Source organism: Chryseobacterium viscerum (assembly GCF_002899945.2).
In the GTDB taxonomy this organism is placed as follows: Bacteria; Bacteroidota; Bacteroidia; order Flavobacteriales; family Weeksellaceae; genus Chryseobacterium; species Chryseobacterium viscerum.
This window is the reverse complement of the sequence record NZ_PPEG02000002.1, coordinates 166273-184919: the sequence shown is the minus strand read 5'-3', so window position 1 is coordinate 184919 and position 18647 is coordinate 166273. Positions and strand designations below refer to the sequence as shown.

The window sequence follows — 18647 nt, the reverse complement described above, 5'->3', positions numbered from 1 at the left end:
TTTTGAATAATGATATAACAAAATAAAAGGAGCTGTTTTTAAATATAAAACAGCTCCCTTTTATTTATTTTAACCTGATATTACTCAGCAATCACTCTCACCATTCCTTTCACCTGTACAAGCTTTTCCATCAGCTCTTCTCTGGAATCTGCAAGGACGTTGATATGTCCCATTTTCCTTCCTGGCTTGGTTTCTGTCTTTCCGTACAAATGGATATAAGTTTCAGGTAACTTAAGGACATCTTCCATTCCTTCATAGACTACTTTTCCTTCGTATCCTTCTGCTCCTACCAGATTCAGCATTCCGCTGTATGTGATGGCATCGGTATCTGCTAAAGGTAGGTTTTTTACCACACGGTACATTTGTTCAAACTGTGAATTGGTATTTCCTTCCTGGCTTTGGTGTCCAGAATTGTGAAGTCTTGGAGCGGTCTCATTCACCCATATTTTTCCTTCTTTATCAAGGAATAATTCGATGGCGAATAGTCCCGGAGAATTCACTGCATTCAAGAATTTCTCTGTAATAGAATCAATCTGCCCCTGAACATCTTCTGTCAGAAGAACCGGGCATACATTGAAGTCCAAAAGATTCAGTTTTGGATCGGCAACCATTTCCGTTAGTGGGAAAATATTGGTTTCTCCTTTTTCATTTCTCGCTACAATGACGGAGAGCTCCTTATCAATATCGACCAAACTTTCAATTACTGAAGCTTCTGTCCATATATGCTGATAATCTTCTTCTGTTTTGATCACCTGTACTCCTTTCCCGTCATAACCTCCTGTATTCATTTTCTGAACGAACGGCAACGGCATGATAATTTTCTCATCACTGTTCCATACCACCTGAAATTCAGGGCTTGGGATATCATGAGTTTTATAAAATTCTTTCTGAAGGATTTTTTGCTGGATCGTTTTGATGATATTGGCATTAGGAACCACTCTTATTCCTTGTTTTTCAAGTTCTGCCAATGCTTCAGCATTTACGTGTTCTATTTCAATAGTTACGACATCTTTATCTTTTCCGAAATTCAAAACCGTTTCATAATCATTAAAATTTCCCTGTGTAAAATACGAGATATTATGACATGGTGCATCAGAAGCCGGATCCAGAGTATAAAACTCATCATCATACTTCAGTGCACTTTGTATCAGCATTCTTCCCAGCTGTCCGCCACCCAGAATTCCTATTTTCATTTTTTATTTTTATTAGATTTATCCTTATTGAATTTTATCGATTTTTAAATAACCAAGCCCCATTGGATTCTCCTGGTTTTCTGCATCAGATTTTTTAAGAACGATAGAATATTTTTCTTTCATATGTACCGGAAGAATATCACTCACATTGAAAATATCATCAATGTCTACTCCATGTTTATCATCAATATGACTTACCGCTCCTTCAAATCCCATGGTCTGATAAAACTCGGTACCTCTTGCTCTTTTTACAATTTCTCCCATAGACAGCCCCACCATCAAATGCTGCTCATGAAATTCTTCAAAAAAACCGGGCTTATACCCTCCCAGATTGAGAAAAAAAAGTTGATCTTCAGAAGAATTTTCTCCTTTTTCTACAATCTCCACTTCATATCCGTCGGCGAATTTTACTTCCTGATGACAGTCTACATGAATTTTCCCTTCTGCTTCCTTCCAAAACTCCTTCATATCCGGAACAAGATCTTTAAGATTCTCTGCTATTCCGAAGAAAACATCGTGCTGCTCAATGTTTCTTCCTTTAGGGGTAGCCCCAAGGATTACATAAAATAATTTCATTCTGTTTTTCATGCATGCAAAAATACGTTAAATTTATCTTTTTCAAATGTTTGGCAGACTACTACAATAATTTTATATTTGTAACATTATTTGTAGTATGTCAGAAATCATCATACTCTTCCTTGGCGCAATTTCCGCTGGTCTTTTAGGTTCACTTACGGGTTTAGGAGGAGGAGTCATTATCATTCCTTTATTAACGCTGGGCTTTGGCGTTCCAATGCATTATGCTATCGGTGCTTCACTCATCTCGGTGATTGGTACCTCTTCTGGTGCGGCTGTAGCTTTCGTCAAAGAAGGTTTTACCAATATGAGAATCGGTATGTTTCTCGAAATAGCCACCACAGCGGGTGCTATTGCGGGTGCTCTGGTTTCAGGAATGCTTAACCCGAATACCATCGGAATTATTTTTGCAAGTATCCTTCTTCTTACGGTTATTTTGAATCTTAAAGGAAAGCCTGATCACCAGGAACCTCTGATCAAAGGAAGTCTGGAAGAAAAACTGAAATTGTACGGAACATTCCCAGATAAAGGAGTATTAAAAAGCTATTCTGCAAGAAATACTGTTCCAGGATTTTTGATGATGATGTTCGCAGGTGCCATGTCCGGACTTTTAGGAATAGGTTCCGGAGCATTGAAAGTACTGGCAATGGACAATATGATGAAACTGCCTTTCAAGGTTTCTACCACAACAAGTAACTTCATGATTGGAGTAACGGCTGTAGCCAGTGCACTGATCTATTTCCAGAGAGGAGAAATTATTCCGGTCATTGTAGCTCCGGTATTGATTGGAGTTGTAATCGGAAGTTTTATCGGTTCAAAAACGCTGATGGTATCAAAGACCAAAAAATTAAAAGTATTTTTTGCCATTGTTATCACCATTCTTTCGGTTTATATGATGTATAACGGTATCAACAAAAGCTTCAGATAATGAAAAAGAATTTTACAGATGTAGATCTTAACCGCTCCGTAGGAAATCTTCTTAGACTGGGTGTTATTCTGTCTGTGGCAACCTCCCTGATTGGTTTTATCAAGTTATTTTTTGAGGGGTTTAAAATGCCTGAAAAATATACCAGTCTTGTGGTAGGTACTTCTTCAGAGAAAGTATGGAGTCATTTCTGGAATTCCCTGTGTAAAGGGGAAGGTATGGCTATTATTCAACTGGGGATCCTTCTATTAATCTTTACACCTTTAATGAGGATTGTTTTCGCTTTAATAGGCTATTTAAAAGAAAAAGACTACGTATATGTAGTCATTTCTTCTATTGTTTTAGCAATTATGGCCGTGAGTTTCTTTGCAGGCTACGCCCACTAATTTTTACATTTCATAAAACTCCAACGGCAATTGGTCCGGATCCTGAGTAAAGAAAAATTCTTTTCCGGTGAATTCGTCTATGCGGATTTCTTCACAGCTCAGCCCCTTTCCGATCAGTTCATTTCGTTTTTCTGTAACATTGTCAACAGAGAAGGCAAGATGTCTTAAACCGCATGCTTCCGGACGTGACGGACGCTGACCTGGATCAGGAAAAGAAAATAGTTCTATGACATAATGATCTCCTATGGCCAGATCAAGCTTATAAGATTGTCTTTCTTCACGGTAAACTTCCCGAATGATATTCAAATCTAAAATTTCTGTATAAAATTTCTTTGAAACTTCATAATCTGAACAGATGATTGCAATATGATGAATTTTCATTGTCTCCTTCTTGTTTAATTTTATTATTTAATTTCCTTACAATTATCCTTTCTTCTCGTGTCAATAATATATTGAATTTTCCATTCATTATTCTGCTTCACCAACTGAAAACTATTTGCTCCACAATGAGACAGCTTTCCTTTTAAATAAAAAGAATAAGGGGTAAACACACTTGCCAGGTTACCGTCTGTATGAATTGCTTCTACAGTAATTCTTTCATCCAGATCTCCTTTCGGAAATTTAGAAACTGAAGCAATGAAATCCTGTATGCTGTCACTTTTTACAGTACCTTCTTTGGTAATAGTCTGAAGAACTGCATTTTCTGCAAAGGCAGATTTTACCAGCTCAGAATCTGCATTTTTCATGCCAAGGAATAGGTTACGGATGGGTTTTTCAATATCCTTATTTTGCTGACCGAAAGCTGAAATACTGACCAGCAGAAGCAGTGCCATAATTTTATTCATAGAATATGATTTATATAAATAAAAGTAAGCAAAATTTAAATTAATGAATGGATTCTACAATTGATTTTCCTTAAATTGTACCAAAATTATTTCAGCCAAAGAATTTTCATATGTGGATTATTTATCTGGTTCTGGCCATACTTTTACTGGTCTTGACTATCCTTCCAAAAATTCAGCACTCTCACTGGATATTCCGGGTTCCTGAATTTGCTAAGATACAGGTCGCTTATCTTATCTTTTTCACTTTTCTATTAGGACTCATCATTGATCCTATAGAATATGTATGGTATTATCAGGGGGTTTTACTTGTGCTATTTGTTTATCATAGCCAAACCCTCATCAGATATACCCCTCTTTATCCTGTAAAAAAATACAAACAGCACACCAAGTCCTCTGGAAAGCTTCATTTCATTTCAGCTAATGTCTATCAGTTCAATAAGGAATATGATAGGTTTTATAAACTTATTGAAAAGTATAACCCGGACTTTTTCATGACTATGGAAAGCAACGGAGACTGGGAAAAAGCAATGAGACCTTTAGAAAAAGAATATGGTTACCAACATAAGGTGACCCTTGAAAACACCTACGGGATGCATTTCTATTCCAGGATTGAAATTAAAGAAGCAAAGACTCATTATTTCGTAGCTGATGATATTCCGAGTATTGAGGTACATATGAAAACAGCTGATGGCTTTTCTTTTGTTTTCTTCGGAGTTCACCCACCACCGCCAAGTCCTACAGAAGAGGAAACATCAAAGGAAAGAGATGGCGATCTTTTAAGCACAGCTAAATGTGTAAAGGATATCAAAAAACCAGTCATTGTAGTAGGAGACTTCAATAACGTTGCCTGGTCAAGATCGTCGATACTTTTCAGAAAAACAAGTCATCTGATAGATCCGCGAATCGGGCATTCTTTCGTTTCTACCTTTCATGCAAAATACCGTCTTTTAAGGTTTCCTATCGATCTGATGTTTCACAGTGAAGATATTTTTATTAAACAGCTGAAGACCTTGGAGAATTTTGGTTCAGATCACCTTCCGGTATACTGCGAGTTTTTTATTGACCATCATAATGATGAACAGGAGGAGCTGATAGAAACAGCAACTTCCAAAGAAAAAGCAGAAGCTGAAATGATGATCGAGGAAGGAAAGAAAGAAGATGGAGATCGGGAAACTGTTGTTACTGAGGATTAAAAAAGTGGGCTAAAGCCCACTCCTATTGAATATTATTATTTTTATCAAAATCCGAAGTTCCATCCCCAATTAATAGTTCTATTTCTGCCCCAGCTGCCTGTTTCTGTCCCTACCTCATATTCGGTAAAAAACATGAGTAATAAAGCAATGGCAATGGCAATGAGGATATAAATTTTCTTCTTTTTCATACTAGAATTTCATCACATCCTTCACTACTCCATTCTTCTGTGTATGCTGTAATAATTCAGCTTCAATGAAGGTTTTGATCTGTTCTTCAGAATCATTGCTTGGAAACAGAAGGTGAACATTGGCTCCTGCATCCAGGGTAAAGAATAATGAAAGTCCTGTTTCTCTTCTAAAATCCCAGATTTTGTTGATGACTTCCAGGGTTCCTGTTTTCATCAGGATAAACGCTGGATCACTCATCATCATCATCGCATGCAATGTAAGCGCCTCATGCTCTACCAATTTGATAAAACGTTCCATGTCTCCTATTTTCAGGATCTCTTTCATGGGAACAAAGTTTTCCCTTGCTTCCTGAAATCTCCTTTCTGCGTAAGGGTTGGTATTCATCAAACCGTGTCCTACCGTTGACGAAACACTTTTTTGTCCTTCATGAATTAACAACACCCAGTCATTAAAGTTTTTAAATACTTCATGAATTTCTGTATCCGGATATTGTACTCCAAATAGATCAGAGCTTCCTTCTACGTCATCAGTTTTTCCCCAGACAACAAGTCCGTTGTATAAACTTCGGCATGCACTTCCACTTCCAAGTCTTGCTAAAAATGAAGCTTTTCTCAAAGATTCTTCCTCAGACATTTTCTCTGTAAATGAAGCATCCAATGCCATCAGACATTGTGCAATCGCTCCAAATCCTGAAGCCGAGCTCGCAATCCCTGAGCTATGTGGAAATGTATTTTCTGTTCTGATACTATATCTTCCTTTTAAAATCCAGGGAAGGTATTGTTCTATATTTTTGAAATATTTCTCAATTTTTTCAGCAAACTTCACTTCTTCATTTCCAGCCAGAAAAGTCTGTACTGAAAAAGGCTCACCCGCTATAAACTCCATTGAAGTATTGGTTTTACAGTGGTTTAGAGTATAGCTGATACTCGGATTGGCAGGAATCTGATTGTCATATTTTCCCCAGTATTTAATCAGAGCAATATTAGACGGACAGCTTTCTGAAACCGTTTGTGTATGAATGCTGAAATTTTCTTTTCCTATAAATTCTTGTGTCGTCATCGTTTAATTTAAGTGTATTATTTAATACATCTTCTCTATAATGTCTGCATATTTTTTGATCACCACATTTCTTTTGACCTTCAATGTAGGAGTGATTTCTCCTGTATTGATATCAAATTCTGCAGGCATCAAAGTGAACTTCTTCACTTTCTCATAGTCTGCCAGGTGGCTCTGTAATTCTTTAATCTTTTCTTTGTAAAGGTTGATTACCTTCTCATTTTTCACAGCATCTTCCCAGTTGGTAAAGGGAATATTATTTTTCTTGATATAATCCTGTAAAAATTCAAAATTAGGAACAATTAACGCTGAAACAAACTGCCTACCTTCCGCAATCAGCATGATCTGCTGGATAAAATTGTTGTTGGTCAAAAGGTTTTCAATCTGTTGCGGAGCGATATATTTCCCATTGGAAGTCTTCATCAGATCTTTGATTCTGTCTGTAATGATCAGGTTTCCTTTATCATCAAATTTTCCTGCATCACCGGTTTTGAACCATCCATCTTCCGTGAACACTTTCTGGGTTTCTTCAGGCTTGTTATAATATCCTTTCATGATCCCGTTACCTCTCGCCTGGATCTCATCACTTTCTCCGATACGCATTTCTACTCCCGGCAAAGGTTTTCCGCTTGTACCATGTTCAAAATGAGTTAAAGGGAAAAGAGTCAATGTTGCGGTAGTTTCTGTTAATCCATAACCAACAGTCACGTGAATTCCCACTGAATCAAAGAAACGGGTAACTTCCGGTGACAGAGAAGCACCACCACATGGTAAAAACCAAAGTCTTCCGCCCATTTTTTCTTTAATTTTACTGAAAACCAGCATATCTGCGACAGATTCTTTAAGTTTCAATACAAAAGGAATCGGTTTTTCATTTCTTTTCAATTCAGCAGTTTCCCATCCGGTTTTAAGCGCCCAGTCAAAGATTTTTTTCTTCAATGATGAACCTTCTTCTGCTTTTTCCAGGACTCCTGCATATACTTTCTGAAAAAATCTCGGTACCGCACACATTGCAGTAGGCTTTACTTCCTCCAATGCTTTAGCTATATTTTTAGGATCTTCCAGAAAATAAACTCGGGCACCTCCGTATAAACACAGTAAACTCCAGCTTCTTTCAAAAACATGACTTAAGGGTAAGAATGCCAGTGAAAGCTCTTCTTCAAAGTTTTTAAACTTAAAAAATTCAAAGTGAGAATCGAATGCTTTAATGAAATTTCCATGGGTAAGCATTACCCCTTTTGGAATTCCGGTGGTTCCGGAAGTATAGATCAATGTGGCAGTATCATCATTTTCTTTCTTACAGAACTCCAGCTCTAGTGAAGCTTTTGCAATAAAGTCTTCAAGATAAAAACTATTGAATTCCTTCTTGATCCACACTGCTTTTTTAGAAACAATAATTGTTTCCAGATTATTTTCTTCTTTATGTAAAAATTCTAAACAAGCATCATACTGCAGCTGGTTGCCCACTAAAACAACTTTAGCTCCGGAATCGTTGATGATATGTTCTGCCTGCTCAGCATTATTGGTCGAATAAATAGGAACTGTAACAGCACCAATAGCCATTGAAGCAAGGTCCACGATCATCCATTCGGATGAATTATCTGAATAAATAGCAACTCTGTCATTTTCCTGAACACCAGCTTCTTTTAAGGAGTTGGCGGTTTTAAAAATAATCTCACTGAATTTTTGCCAGCTCAGCTCTTTCCAGGCTGCATCTTTCTTTTTAAATCCGATGGCCGCTTTTATAGGATGTTTTTCTACATTTTTAAGGATAATTGCCTCTGCAAGATTCATTTCTTCAGCTTTTTGTCGTTAATATAATTATTCAGGTGAAAGTCTATACTTTCTTTTACAGGAATAAACTGATAATTCAGCTTTTCTTTGACTTTGTGATTGGAAATGGTGTTGAATGATGAAATGGCCTCAATATTTGATTTGGTAACCATTTTCAGTTTCGGGATTAGCCATCCGAAAAGGGTGTTGGCAATTCTTCCGATATTTAATATGGATTGTGAAAGAATTCTGGCATCTTTAAGCCCCAGACGGGTTCTCACTTGTTTTGCCAGGTCAGCATATCGGTTGTTTTCAGCAACAATGATAAAACGTTCTCCAAAAAGATTATTTTCCATCAGCCCGATCGCAGTATTGGCTACGTCTCTTACATCAACGTAGGCAGAACCACCGGAAAAGGTAAAACTATTATCTTCAAAGGTAGAGAAAAGCTCCCCACTGCTTTGGCTCCAGTTTCCACTTCCTACGATCATTCCCGGATTGATAATGATGGTATTCAGACCTTCTGCTGAAGCTCTCCATACTTCCATTTCTGATAAGTGTTTTGAAATAGCATAAGCAGAGTGTTCCAGTTTTGGATTAAACTCAGAATCTTCATCCAGCTCTCCTTTTTCATTGAAATTATCAAGAACGGCAACAGAACTTACATGGAGAAATTTTTTCACGTCTGATCCTTCACAGGCAAACAACAAATTTTCTGTACCCTTGATATTTGTACGGTACATTTCTTTTTCATCTTTTGGATGAAAACTTACTTTTGCGGCACAATGATACACCTCATCTACACCTTGCAGTGCAGTTTTCAAAGAATCGAGATCATCAAAATCTACGTTTACCCATTCGATCTTATTGAAAAAATCGTCGGGATTCTCCGTATAAAAGCTGTATGAATGCTTTACTTCGTTTAAATTGCTGCCCGGCCTTTTGGAAGCACGTACATTTTTACCTCTTTTAAGAAGTTCCAGTACAATTATTCTTCCCAGAATTCCGGTAGCACCCGTTACAAAAATCATTAATTATGTTGCTTGATTGCTGACTAAAATATAACAATATTTTCTATCCGGCAATTCTTCGGAATCCTGTGAAAATTCCTCTGAAAAACCGCTTTTGCAAATTTGCGATTTTTAAAGCATAATTCAACTTAATTTAACCAATATTATCATTTTGAAAACGATAAACTTGAAAGTTTTCACCATAAAAGTCCCAAAATTTTTTAGCCGTTTTTGTTTATTTAAATTATAAACTTTGCGTGAAAAAGTACACCTAAGTTTTGAGGCTATAGATTTTTAAACATCGAAAGGATATTTAGATTCCTAACTGCAAAAAAAAACATTGAACAACCTTACAATGATGACAAAATATTCCAACTGAAGGGGCGAAAATTCCCCTCCTCTGGAGGGGTGGCAAAAATTCAACGAATTTTTGACGGGGTGGTTCTCACCAATTCAATAAAAAAGTCCTGAAAGAATTGACAACTTTCAGGACTTTTATGATAAAAACATACTTTGTTTTTAAGCCATCACCTCATTATTTCTTCTTGGAGCTTTGTCGCAGAGAACATCTGCAATACTCTTAGAAATAAGATTTCCTTCTGTAAGATTATCCAGCCAGAAGAACTCCCCTGCGGCATTGATCTCAATAAAGTAATATTCATCTTCAGGGGAAACGATCATGTCTATTGCACCATAATCTACATTGTAAATATCAAGCAACTCCAGCAGCTTTGCTTCTACATCTCCCGGAAGTTCTGTTCTCGTCCATTTATCAATGAGATTAATTCCGTCTTTTCTCCAGTCTACTTTAGCATCTTCTGACTGTTGAGAGTCTATTTCAAATGCATAGACATCTCTTCCCACAATGGTAATACGAAGTTCTTTTTTCTTTTGAATCATCTGCTGAAACTGCATTGGGCAGTACAGTAGTGAATCTAGTTCTTCCAATTTATCTTCACTGACAACGTTGGTAAAAACTACATTTTCAACACCATCTTCATAGATCGCAAAACCGGTTTGCATTTTGGCCACTACATTCTGATGTTTTATAATAAATTTTCTTGCTTCATCAGGATTGTTGGTAAGGCAGGTTGCCGGAATGGTCAGACCTAATTTATCAGCGATTTTCAATTGCTCTTCCTTACTGTCGAGTCTTCTGTAAACACTTGGTTTTCCTAAAGAATAAGTATCTACCGATTCAAAGAAACCAAAAAGAGTATTGCGGATCTCGCCCATTGTCGCTCCGTAAAACTTAGAGTCTATCTCTTCTTTCAGTCCTTTTCCGATATTGTAGGCTCTCCTGTACCAAATGGCTGAAATATCATCCAGGCGATGTTTTGCTTCAGGAGTTTCAAGGTAGCTTATCCATTCTCCATCCTGGAAAATGGTAGACAGTTTGTTTTGTAAAGGATATACATCAACATCAAATCGGATGACTTCACAGCCGTTTTGGCCAATATATTCTGTTACTTTTTCAATTGAAAAATTATCTGCAGTATGCGTTATAATTAAAATTTTATTCATGGAAATTAATTCTTTTGATAAGATTGTCGGCAATTCTTTCTGCAATGGGAAATCCCAGTTCTTTCTGCAGCATTCCCCATTCTCCCTGTGGATTGACTTCAAGGAAATAATAGGCTCCATCTCTTCCTTTGATCATATCGATTGCTCCGATATAAAGCCCCATTTCATTCATCATGGAAGTGAGATTGGCTTTCACAGAGTGCGGCAGTTCATAAGCTGACCAGAAATAACCTTCACGGGCAACTCTCCAATCTGCATTTTCGCTGTTATTAATTTTTCCTGTAAAGAAATCACCGTCTACATAGACGATTCTTAATTCATATTCTTTGTCAATATAAGGTTGAAAAATCATTGGGCAATATGCGATATCTGACAGATGTTCCAAAGATTCTTCGTCAATAACAGTCGTGGAAATCATGTTTTCACCTGACATCGTTTTTGCCGTTACTCCATGAAGTTTAGCAATTGCTTTTCCCTTACAGTATTGATGAAAAAATACCGTTATTTTTTCTGAGTCATTGGAAAAAAGAGTTTTAGGAATGGTCAGGTTATTTTTTTGAGCGATTTTCAGCTGAAATATTTTATTTCCATCGACTTTTTTTTCCTTTTCATAGGGATTGATCCAGGGAATATCTTCTAAAGCTGTCATCAGATTATACCTCAGACTTCCATATTCATTCAGAAAAATCCTTTCATAATCCTTATCCAGTTCTTCAGGAGCACTAATTTTCCAGGCTTTTCTGTGCCATACTCCTTTAATAGAATCGGAATGGATTGTATTTCCGGATTCGTCAGTTAATTCAAACGAATTTTCATGAATACTGATCTTCTGAAGATGATTCAGCCGGTCAGAATTCAGTCTGAAATAAGGGATATTTTTGGAGGTCAGATATTCGAAAAAGAGATCGATATTATAAAAATCCTGTGAATGAGTGATGCAGAGAATCATTTGCCGGTTTTTATTAAAAAGGGAAACTTAATGTCTAAGTTTCCCCCTATTATTTTTATTTATATTCTACTTATTCTATAGTGGAATAGTCATCGTATCATCATCACCGTCAGATGGATATTTCATCGTATGCATCATATCATCTTTTGGAGATGTTACAGTGTCTACTGAAGGTTTTGTGATCATATCTCTTTCAGGAATTGAAATATCTGTTCCTCCTTTTACCGTTTCCGGATCTTTCACCTGTTTTTCTAAAAATGATGCGAAAAACGGCTTTTTCTTTGAGCTGTTGCTTTTCATAATGTTTAGTTTTAGTTTGATATATAATTTAGCTTACGCTTTGGTATATTTCTTACATTTCAAAAACATCATCATCTCCGTCAGATGGATATTTCATCGTAACATTATCATTATCAGGCGTTGTAACGCTATCTTCAAGTGCTGAAGTAGTGATATGATCCTTGATTACTGAAGTAATCTGGTCTGCAAGCTTAGAAGTAATAGCTCCTCCTTTTACAGTTTCCGGATCTTTAACTTGTTTTTCTAAGAATGTTGCAAAAAAAGGCTTCTTTTTTGAATTTTTGTTTTCCATAAGTTAATATTTTTATTGTTTTGGAAATCCAAAGTACAAAAAATTCAAAACATGGAGAAATAATATTAAATTTTAATATAAATTTAACATAATATCAAAAATCAAAGGATAAAATTAATTTAATTCCAAAAATTCCTTGACAACATTTGCAAAATCAACCGGATTTTCAGCTTGTACCCAATGTCCTGCATTTTTCACCGTTACCACTTTAGCCTTTGGAAACTGCTGCTTGATTCCGAACTCATCCTGAGGCAGTATATAATTGGACTTTTCTCCTGCTATAAAGAGTGAATCGCCTTCAAAAACACCAAATTTAACGGCGTTGGAAACAAATTCATTATATTTTTCGGATAATGTTTTAAGGTTGAATCTCCAGCCAAGTTTTTTATTTTCATCCCAATACAGATTTTTCGTTAAAAACTGGATCGTAGATTTTTCCGGGATATACTGATTGAGAACTTCTTCCACTTCATTTCTTGAGCCTACTGTATTGAAATCAACCGTTTCCAAAGCTTTTATAATTCCTTGGTGGTGGGGAGGATATGCTTTAGGTGAAATATCTACAACAATCAGTTTTTCAACACGTTCAGGGTACTTTATTGCAAACTGCATCACTGCCTTTCCTCCTAAAGAGTGTCCCAGAACATGTGCTTTCTGAATTCCGTAATGATCCATATAACGGGCAATATCATCTGCCAGATCATCATGAGACATACTTTCTGAATGAAAGCTTCTTCCGTGATTTCTGAGGTCGATCAGGTGTACAGGAAGATATTCTCCCAGATCTTTTCCGAAGCTCCCCCAGTTGTCAAGCATTCCAAATAGTCCGTGGAACACCAACAACGGCGTATTAGTTAAGTTTTCGCCGAATATTTTTGAGTTTAAAATTTCCATTTTTCTTAGAAGTTAGATATGAGAAATTAGAAGCTAGATCATATGAGAGACCAAAAACGAAGTATTACTCATTTTTAATCTCTAACGTCTAGTTTCTTATTGATTACCATTTTGCCAGTCTCTTCAAATAAGCCTGAACCGTATTTTCCAATCCCATATAAAGCGCTTCAGAAACTAAAGCGTGTCCGATAGATACTTCCAACAAGTTTGGAATGGTATCTGCAAAGTACTTCAGATTTTCTAAGCTTAGGTCATGTCCAGCGTTGATTCCCAATCCGAAATGGGTAGCTTCAACTGCTGTGTCATAATAAGGTTTTATAGCCTGTTCTTTATGAGTCAGATAATTTTTTGCGTATGCTTCGGTATACAGTTCTATTCTGTCTGCTCCGGCCTTCGCTGCGTATTCTACCAATTCTGGTAAAGGATCAAGGAAAACAGAAGTACGAATCCCTGCATTTTTAAATTCTGCGATGATCTCTGTAAGAAAATCCAAATGTTTTTTAGTATCCCATCCTGCATTAGAAGTAATCGCATCATCAGCATCCGGCACTAAGGTTACCTGCTCAGGTTTTACATCCAATACCATATCAATAAAACTTTGATGAGGATTTCCTTCAATATTAAACTCAGTCGTAACCAATGGCTTCAGATCATAGACATCTTTTCTTGTGATATGCCTTTCATCAGGTCTTGGATGAATAGTAATTCCCTGTCCTCCAAATTCCTGAATTTTTACAGCTGCTTCTGTAACACTTGGGGTTTCACCTCCTCTTGCATTTCTTAACGTCGCAATTTTATTAATGTTTACGCTTAGTTTTGTCATTTTTTATTTTAGATGTTAGATATGAGAAGTTAGACATGAGATGACAACGGTTATTATCATTTCACATTCTACTTCTATATCACTATTAAATTTTATACTTATTATGTTATCTAAATATCAGCTGCAAAGGAGCTTAGCCCCTAACTTCTAATATCTAGTTTCTAACTTCTACACTTTTACGCTTATCTGCATAACCTGAAGCTCAAATTCTTTTGAGGCGACCAATAAGTGGTCAAAAATATCTGCCTGAATCTGCTCAAAACGCTCCCATTGGGAATCACTGGCAAAGCAGTAGATTTCAAGTGGCAGCCCCTGAGGGGTGATATCCAGCTGTCTAACCATTCGGGTTCCGGTTTTCTCTACATCCGGATCATTTTCAATATATTTCTGTGCATAATATCTGAAAACCCCAATATTGGTAAGCTGTCGTCCGTTCACAATTTTATCTTTATGTTCCAGACTTTCTTTTTCTTTTTTGATCTCAATATTTCTTTCTTCAAGGTAATCTGAAATAAGATTAATTTCCTTTAGCCTTTCAATATCCTCATCTGTCAGGAACTTAAAAGAATTGATATTAAAGTAGATTGATTTTTTTATTCTTCTGGTATTAGATTCAGACATGACCTGCATATTCTTGATCTCAGTGGTCATCAGATCATAGGTTGGAATAGTGGAAACCGTCTTATCAAAATTGGTAATTTTGGTTGTCAAAAGACTAATATCTGTAATATTTCCCTCGATGCTGTATTTGGGAATGCTTACCCAATCCCCTACTTTCAGGATTTTAGAAGTAGCCACATGCAGTCCCGTTACAAATCCCAGGATTGTATCTCTGAAAACAAGTACCAAAACAGCAGTAATAGCCCCCAAACTTCCTACAATAGTGGTTCCTTTGATCCCAAAGATCACACAGATGCCTACTACCGTAAATACAAAGAGTCCTAAAATTTTTACCGTTTCTGAAATGGCATTGAGTGCCATAATTTTATAAAAATCCTGTTTGATGCTAAAATAATTTCTAAAAGCAGTCAGTGATCTGTACAACATCCCGGCAAGTATTAATACCAATCCCAAATTGACACATCTAATAATAAAGATGGTTGTTTTGGGCAAAGCATTTTCCGGAAATATAGACCCCTGAATAGATCCAACCACGATCAAAGCTGCAAAATGAGCTACCGAGTTGGTAATTTTAGACTGATAAATAGATTTTAAAATGGGAAACTTCTCTTCATTATGAAATAACCGAAAAATAGAATTGATAATAAATTTAAAAACAAAATCGGTAATTAAAAGCAAGACAAGAAGTAAACTAAGTTTTACAATAATATGAAAAAACCAGTCCAGCCCGGTTGGTGAAATCCGGGTAATATAGATGTAAAGCTGCTCGCTCAGCTCTTGTATAAAGTTTTTGGTTTCTTGTAACTGGTCATTCATTACAGCAAATTTATGAAATTAAGAATCATGATTTTACTATTCACAATCAATTTTCATCCCAAAAAGTATTTACCCTACGATATTTGACAAAAATTTTTCATAGACCATATCATAAAATATCAAATCATTCATAACACCTTATTATAAATGAAAAATTAACTACAAAAACCACAATAGACTAAATATTATTAAAAATAATTACAATTTTAATGTTTTAATATTAATTATTTATTAAATTTGGTTAAAACTAAACCCATCAAAATCAATTAAATATGAAACAAAATTATTTGTTAATCATGCTATGCACTCTTGTGCTGCTAGTAAACTGTAAAGGCAGTGAGGATTCAGCCAGTCCAGAAGATTCTAAGCCAGTATTAACCGGAAAGGTAGAAGGCAAGGTCTTTGCTAAAAACGGCACAAAACCCATTGGCGGTGCTATTGTATTCACTATTGATAATAAAAATCACGTTTATCATACCTATTCCAATACGGATGGTACGTTCAGCCTGACTGCCCCTGAAGGAAACACGACTCTTCACATTCAGACTGGTAATGGTCTTAATTTTAGAACCGAGACTCCTGTTACCATCAAAAAGGATGAAGTAACCAGCGTTCCCAGCAAAGATTCAAAACTGAATCAGATTGCAAAAATAGCCTATGTAGAAGGCAGTTATGACGAGATAGAAGCTATTATTACAAGTCTTGGCTATACGGCGACAGAAATTAGCTATCATGATTTAAAAAATTTTAACACCATTTCTCAGTATGATATTATTTTCCTGAATTGTGGTTCACGTAATCTTACACAGACAGGGACCAACAATCCAGGTAACGATCTTTCTGTTTTCAATAATCTCTCTACTTTTATAACGAATGGCGGAAGCATTTACAGTTCAGACTGGGCAGCAGCGTATCTGGTAGGAGGAGATAAAAACGCTCCCTACTGCGGTATTTATGGAGGCTTTCTCGATCTTCCAAAAATCTGTTTTAATACCAATGGGAATGTGGCTATGTATAACAACTGTAGTGTTTCCAATACTGCTATGGCTTCAGCAATAGGATTTAATACATTAAATATTCAATATGATCAGCCTTTGTGGCAAAAAATCCAGCATTATGATCCTTTGTTCTGGGAAGTATTGGTACAGAAAGATAATGAACCCCTGATGATAAGAACCAATAAGTATGTGGATACAACAGCTCCTAAGATCTCCGTGGGAACGTCTTTAAACAATAATCATATGACAATCTGCCACCATACAGCAAGTGGCAGCAATATTACCATTACGATTAATCAGAATGCATGGAATGCCCACCAGGCACACGGTGATTATATGGGATCTTGTACAGGAACTACCAATAGCGGAAATATCTATTATACTACATTCCATAACCATGCAAGTGGAAATATCGGTAAATCGGGACCGATTCTGGAATACGTAATCTTAAATTTGTAATAAAATTTTATAACTCGTTCTCAAAGTGGTCTTTTATAAGGCCACTTTTTTTATATTGCATCTATATTTTTAAAACGAATGGATACAACGATTATTAATATTTTCTGCCTTATTTTATTATTTGTCGGGATATTGGGAACTTTCCTTCCTGTTTTGCCCGGTCTTTTGCTGAGTATCTGCGGACTTCTGATCTATAAATTCGGGACAGATGCGGATTTGTCTATGATTTATATCTGGGCATTCGGAATTCTTACATTGGCTTCGGTAGTATTAAGCTATGTGATTCCGGCAAAGACCAACAGAAAATATGGTGGTACGCGCTGGGGAAGTATCGGTTCTGTAATAGGAACCATTGTTGGAATATTTATTCCAATCCCATTAGGCTTTCTGATCGGAATGTTTGCAGGGGTATTTATTGGTGAATTACTTCATGACAGTAAGGATATGAATAAAGCTTTACAATCTACTAAAGGAGCACTGATTGGATTCATTTATGGAACCGGATTCAGTTTTGTGGTAGGAGTGGCAATGTTTTTGGTAGTACTTCTTAATATGTTTAGCGTCATTTAATTAAATATAAGAAACTATGTTCCATAAAGTTATCATACTCAGCCTGGGAATTTTTGCATTAACGGGATGCGATGCCCAAAAGAAATCTAAGATTAATACAAAAGCTTCTGAAATACAAACCAATACAAAAGCTATGAATTCCAATGATCAGAAAGACGGTATTCTGTACTTCAATGAAGGTGAGAATAAGTTTTTAAAGGAATACCAGATGAATGTAACATTCAAAGGAATTTCTGAAGACAGCCGCTGTCCTGAAGGGGTCAACTGTATCTGGGCCGGAGCAGCTGTAGCCCAGGTGGAAGTAATGGGAACTGCAACCCGACCTACTATTTTAAGCCTTGCCAGTACAGATTATCCGGGAAGGAATTATCACCAGTCTGCAGAATTTAACGGATACGTCATTACATTACAGGATGTTGCTCCATATCCAAAACAACAGGATGGAACAAAAGCATTAGCCGGAAAATATAAAATCGGAATTACGATAAAAAAGGCAGGTCAATCAACAGATTCTACCACGAAATAGGCTTCTTTCCTTTGGAAATAAGATATTCATTAATTTTTGAAAATGGTTTACTTCCAAAAAAACCTCTGTACACAGAGAATGGTGAAGGGTGTGCCGATTTCAGAATAAAATGCTTAGCCGGATCTATAAGTTCGGCTTTTTTTTGTGCAAAAGCCCCCCACAATACAAATACTACGTTCTCTTTTTTATCTGAAATTTCCTTAATGATAAAATTAGTGAATGTTTCCCAGCCAAGATCTTTGTGAGAATTAGGAGAATGGGCACGAACCGTTAAAGTGGCATTCAATAGTAAAACGCCTTGTTTTCCCCAGTCTTCAAGTTCTTTGGAAGTTCTTACGACTCCCAAATCGTCTTTCAATTCAATAAAAATATTCTTAAGTGACGGTGGCGTGGTAACCTGCTCCGAAACAGAGAAGCACAAACCATTTGCCTGAAAATCATTATGGTAAGGGTCCTGCCCAATAATTACAACTTCAACATCGTCAAAAGCCGTCAGCTCCAATGCTCTGAAAATCTGATTTTTCGGCGGAAAAACTTGGGTTGTGGCATATTCATTCTTTACTTTTTCCCAAAGGGTTTTAAAGTATTCCGTACTCTTTATTGGGGCTAAAATTTCTGTCCAGGTCATACTGCAAAAGTAATAATATTAAAATAAGAGTTTAGATTATACCTTAAATATCTTTACTTTTCTTTCGATCAGCATATATGTAAAATAGGACAGCAGCAGCG

General features: G+C 36.4%; 22 protein-coding genes. 6 read left to right on the top strand and 16 right to left on the bottom strand.

Annotated features, from left to right (window positions below; genetic code table 11):
• Window positions 1-80: 80 nt before the first annotated feature.
• Complete coding sequence (locus C1634_RS04505; RefSeq protein ID WP_103232577.1) at window positions 81-1193, bottom strand: 5-(carboxyamino)imidazole ribonucleotide synthase; 1113 nt, start codon at window positions 1191-1193, stop codon at window positions 81-83.
• 24 nt (window positions 1194-1217) lie between these two features.
• A complete protein-coding gene (locus C1634_RS04500; RefSeq protein ID WP_103232587.1) occupies window positions 1218-1769 on the bottom strand; it encodes a DUF1543 domain-containing protein in 552 nt (183 codons plus the stop codon).
• A gap of 97 nt (window positions 1770-1866) precedes the next feature.
• Here C1634_RS04500 and C1634_RS04495 point away from each other — a divergent pair, with 97 nt between their 5' ends.
• Entirely contained in the window at window positions 1867-2697 is an 831-nt protein-coding gene (locus C1634_RS04495) for a sulfite exporter TauE/SafE family protein (protein WP_103232576.1), read from the top strand.
• Entirely contained in the window at window positions 2697-3080 is a 384-nt protein-coding gene (locus tag C1634_RS04490; protein ID WP_109737959.1) for a DUF1634 domain-containing protein, read from the top strand. The genes C1634_RS04495 and C1634_RS04490 overlap by 1 nt, the downstream gene beginning before the upstream one ends.
• Window positions 3081-3083: 3 nt before the next feature.
• Here the strand turns inward: C1634_RS04490 and gloA2 are convergent, their stop codons facing one another.
• Both gloA2 and C1634_RS04480 read right to left on the bottom strand, forming a co-directional pair.
• Window positions 3084-3461, bottom strand: coding sequence for an SMU1112c/YaeR family gloxylase I-like metalloprotein (gene gloA2, locus C1634_RS04485; protein ID WP_103232574.1), 378 nt, complete (start codon window positions 3459-3461; stop codon window positions 3084-3086).
• A gap of 23 nt (window positions 3462-3484) precedes the next feature.
• Complete coding sequence (locus C1634_RS04480; protein ID WP_103232573.1) at window positions 3485-3925, bottom strand: nuclear transport factor 2 family protein; 441 nt, start codon at window positions 3923-3925, stop codon at window positions 3485-3487.
• Window positions 3926-4035: 110 nt separating this feature from the next.
• On the opposite strand from C1634_RS04480, the gene C1634_RS04475 reads away from it, so the two are divergent.
• Entirely contained in the window at window positions 4036-5118 is a 1083-nt protein-coding gene (locus C1634_RS04475) for an endonuclease/exonuclease/phosphatase family protein (protein WP_103232572.1), read from the top strand.
• Window positions 5119-5162: 44 nt separating this feature from the next.
• Here C1634_RS04475 and C1634_RS25875 read toward each other — a convergent pair whose 3' ends face one another.
• The 11 genes from C1634_RS25875 to C1634_RS04425 all read right to left on the bottom strand — a co-directional run bounded on the left by C1634_RS25875 (window position 5163) and on the right by C1634_RS04425 (window position 15365).
• On the bottom strand, window positions 5163-5306 hold the full coding sequence (locus C1634_RS25875; protein ID WP_153816324.1) for a hypothetical protein: 144 nt from the start codon (window positions 5304-5306) through the stop codon (window positions 5163-5165).
• Window position 5307: 1 nt separating this feature from the next.
• Entirely contained in the window at window positions 5308-6366 is a 1059-nt protein-coding gene (locus tag C1634_RS04470) for a diphosphomevalonate/mevalonate 3,5-bisphosphate decarboxylase family protein (protein ID WP_103232571.1), read from the bottom strand.
• Between the two features lie 21 nt (window positions 6367-6387).
• Window positions 6388-8157 carry an AMP-dependent synthetase/ligase gene (locus C1634_RS04465; RefSeq protein ID WP_109737958.1) on the bottom strand — a complete coding sequence of 590 codons (1770 nt, stop codon included), beginning with the start codon at window positions 8155-8157 and terminating at the stop codon, window positions 6388-6390.
• A complete protein-coding gene (locus C1634_RS04460; RefSeq protein ID WP_109737957.1) occupies window positions 8154-9167 on the bottom strand; it encodes an NAD-dependent epimerase/dehydratase family protein in 1014 nt (337 codons plus the stop codon). The genes C1634_RS04465 and C1634_RS04460 overlap by 4 nt, the downstream gene beginning before the upstream one ends.
• Before the next feature lie 498 nt (window positions 9168-9665).
• Window positions 9666-10670, bottom strand: coding sequence for an MvdD family ATP-grasp ribosomal peptide maturase (locus tag C1634_RS04455; RefSeq protein ID WP_103234559.1), 1005 nt, complete (start codon window positions 10668-10670; stop codon window positions 9666-9668).
• Window positions 10663-11619, bottom strand: a complete 957-nt coding sequence (locus tag C1634_RS04450) for an MvdC family ATP-grasp ribosomal peptide maturase (RefSeq protein WP_109737956.1) — start codon at window positions 11617-11619, stop codon at window positions 10663-10665. The genes C1634_RS04455 and C1634_RS04450 overlap by 8 nt, the downstream gene beginning before the upstream one ends.
• Before the next feature lie 75 nt (window positions 11620-11694).
• Complete coding sequence (locus C1634_RS04445) at window positions 11695-11919, bottom strand: microviridin/marinostatin family tricyclic proteinase inhibitor (RefSeq protein WP_109737955.1); 225 nt, start codon at window positions 11917-11919, stop codon at window positions 11695-11697.
• Between the two features lie 52 nt (window positions 11920-11971).
• Window positions 11972-12211, bottom strand: coding sequence for a microviridin/marinostatin family tricyclic proteinase inhibitor (locus C1634_RS04440; RefSeq protein WP_109737954.1), 240 nt, complete (start codon window positions 12209-12211; stop codon window positions 11972-11974).
• Window positions 12212-12325: 114 nt separating this feature from the next.
• Entirely contained in the window at window positions 12326-13105 is a 780-nt protein-coding gene (locus C1634_RS04435) for an alpha/beta fold hydrolase (protein WP_109737953.1), read from the bottom strand.
• A 103-nt stretch (window positions 13106-13208) separates the two neighbouring features.
• The gene (locus C1634_RS04430) at window positions 13209-13928 is read right to left on the bottom strand and encodes a pyridoxine 5'-phosphate synthase (protein WP_103234562.1); all 720 of its coding nucleotides are present in this window, start codon (window positions 13926-13928) and stop codon (window positions 13209-13211) included.
• A 168-nt stretch (window positions 13929-14096) separates the two neighbouring features.
• Window positions 14097-15365: a mechanosensitive ion channel family protein gene (locus C1634_RS04425; RefSeq protein ID WP_109737952.1), complete on the bottom strand. Its 1269-nt coding sequence runs from the start codon at window positions 15363-15365 to the stop codon at window positions 14097-14099.
• 272 nt (window positions 15366-15637) lie between these two features.
• Here C1634_RS04425 and C1634_RS04420 point away from each other — a divergent pair, with 272 nt between their 5' ends.
• The 3 genes from C1634_RS04420 (at window position 15638) to C1634_RS04410 (ending at window position 17918) form a co-directional block, all read left to right on the top strand.
• Window positions 15638-16822, top strand: coding sequence for a carboxypeptidase-like regulatory domain-containing protein (locus C1634_RS04420; protein ID WP_228409982.1), 1185 nt, complete (start codon window positions 15638-15640; stop codon window positions 16820-16822).
• Between the two features lie 78 nt (window positions 16823-16900).
• Window positions 16901-17392 (top strand): DUF456 domain-containing protein, encoded by a 492-nt coding sequence (locus C1634_RS04415; RefSeq protein WP_103235280.1) that lies wholly within the window; start codon window positions 16901-16903, stop codon window positions 17390-17392.
• Window positions 17393-17408: 16 nt separating this feature from the next.
• On the top strand, window positions 17409-17918 hold the full coding sequence (locus C1634_RS04410) for a hypothetical protein (RefSeq protein WP_103235281.1): 510 nt from the start codon (window positions 17409-17411) through the stop codon (window positions 17916-17918).
• Here the strand turns inward: C1634_RS04410 and C1634_RS04405 are convergent.
• On the bottom strand, window positions 17905-18546 hold the full coding sequence (locus C1634_RS04405) for a uracil-DNA glycosylase (protein ID WP_103235282.1): 642 nt from the start codon (window positions 18544-18546) through the stop codon (window positions 17905-17907). The genes C1634_RS04410 and C1634_RS04405 overlap by 14 nt on opposite strands.
• Window positions 18547-18647 lie beyond the last annotated feature (101 nt).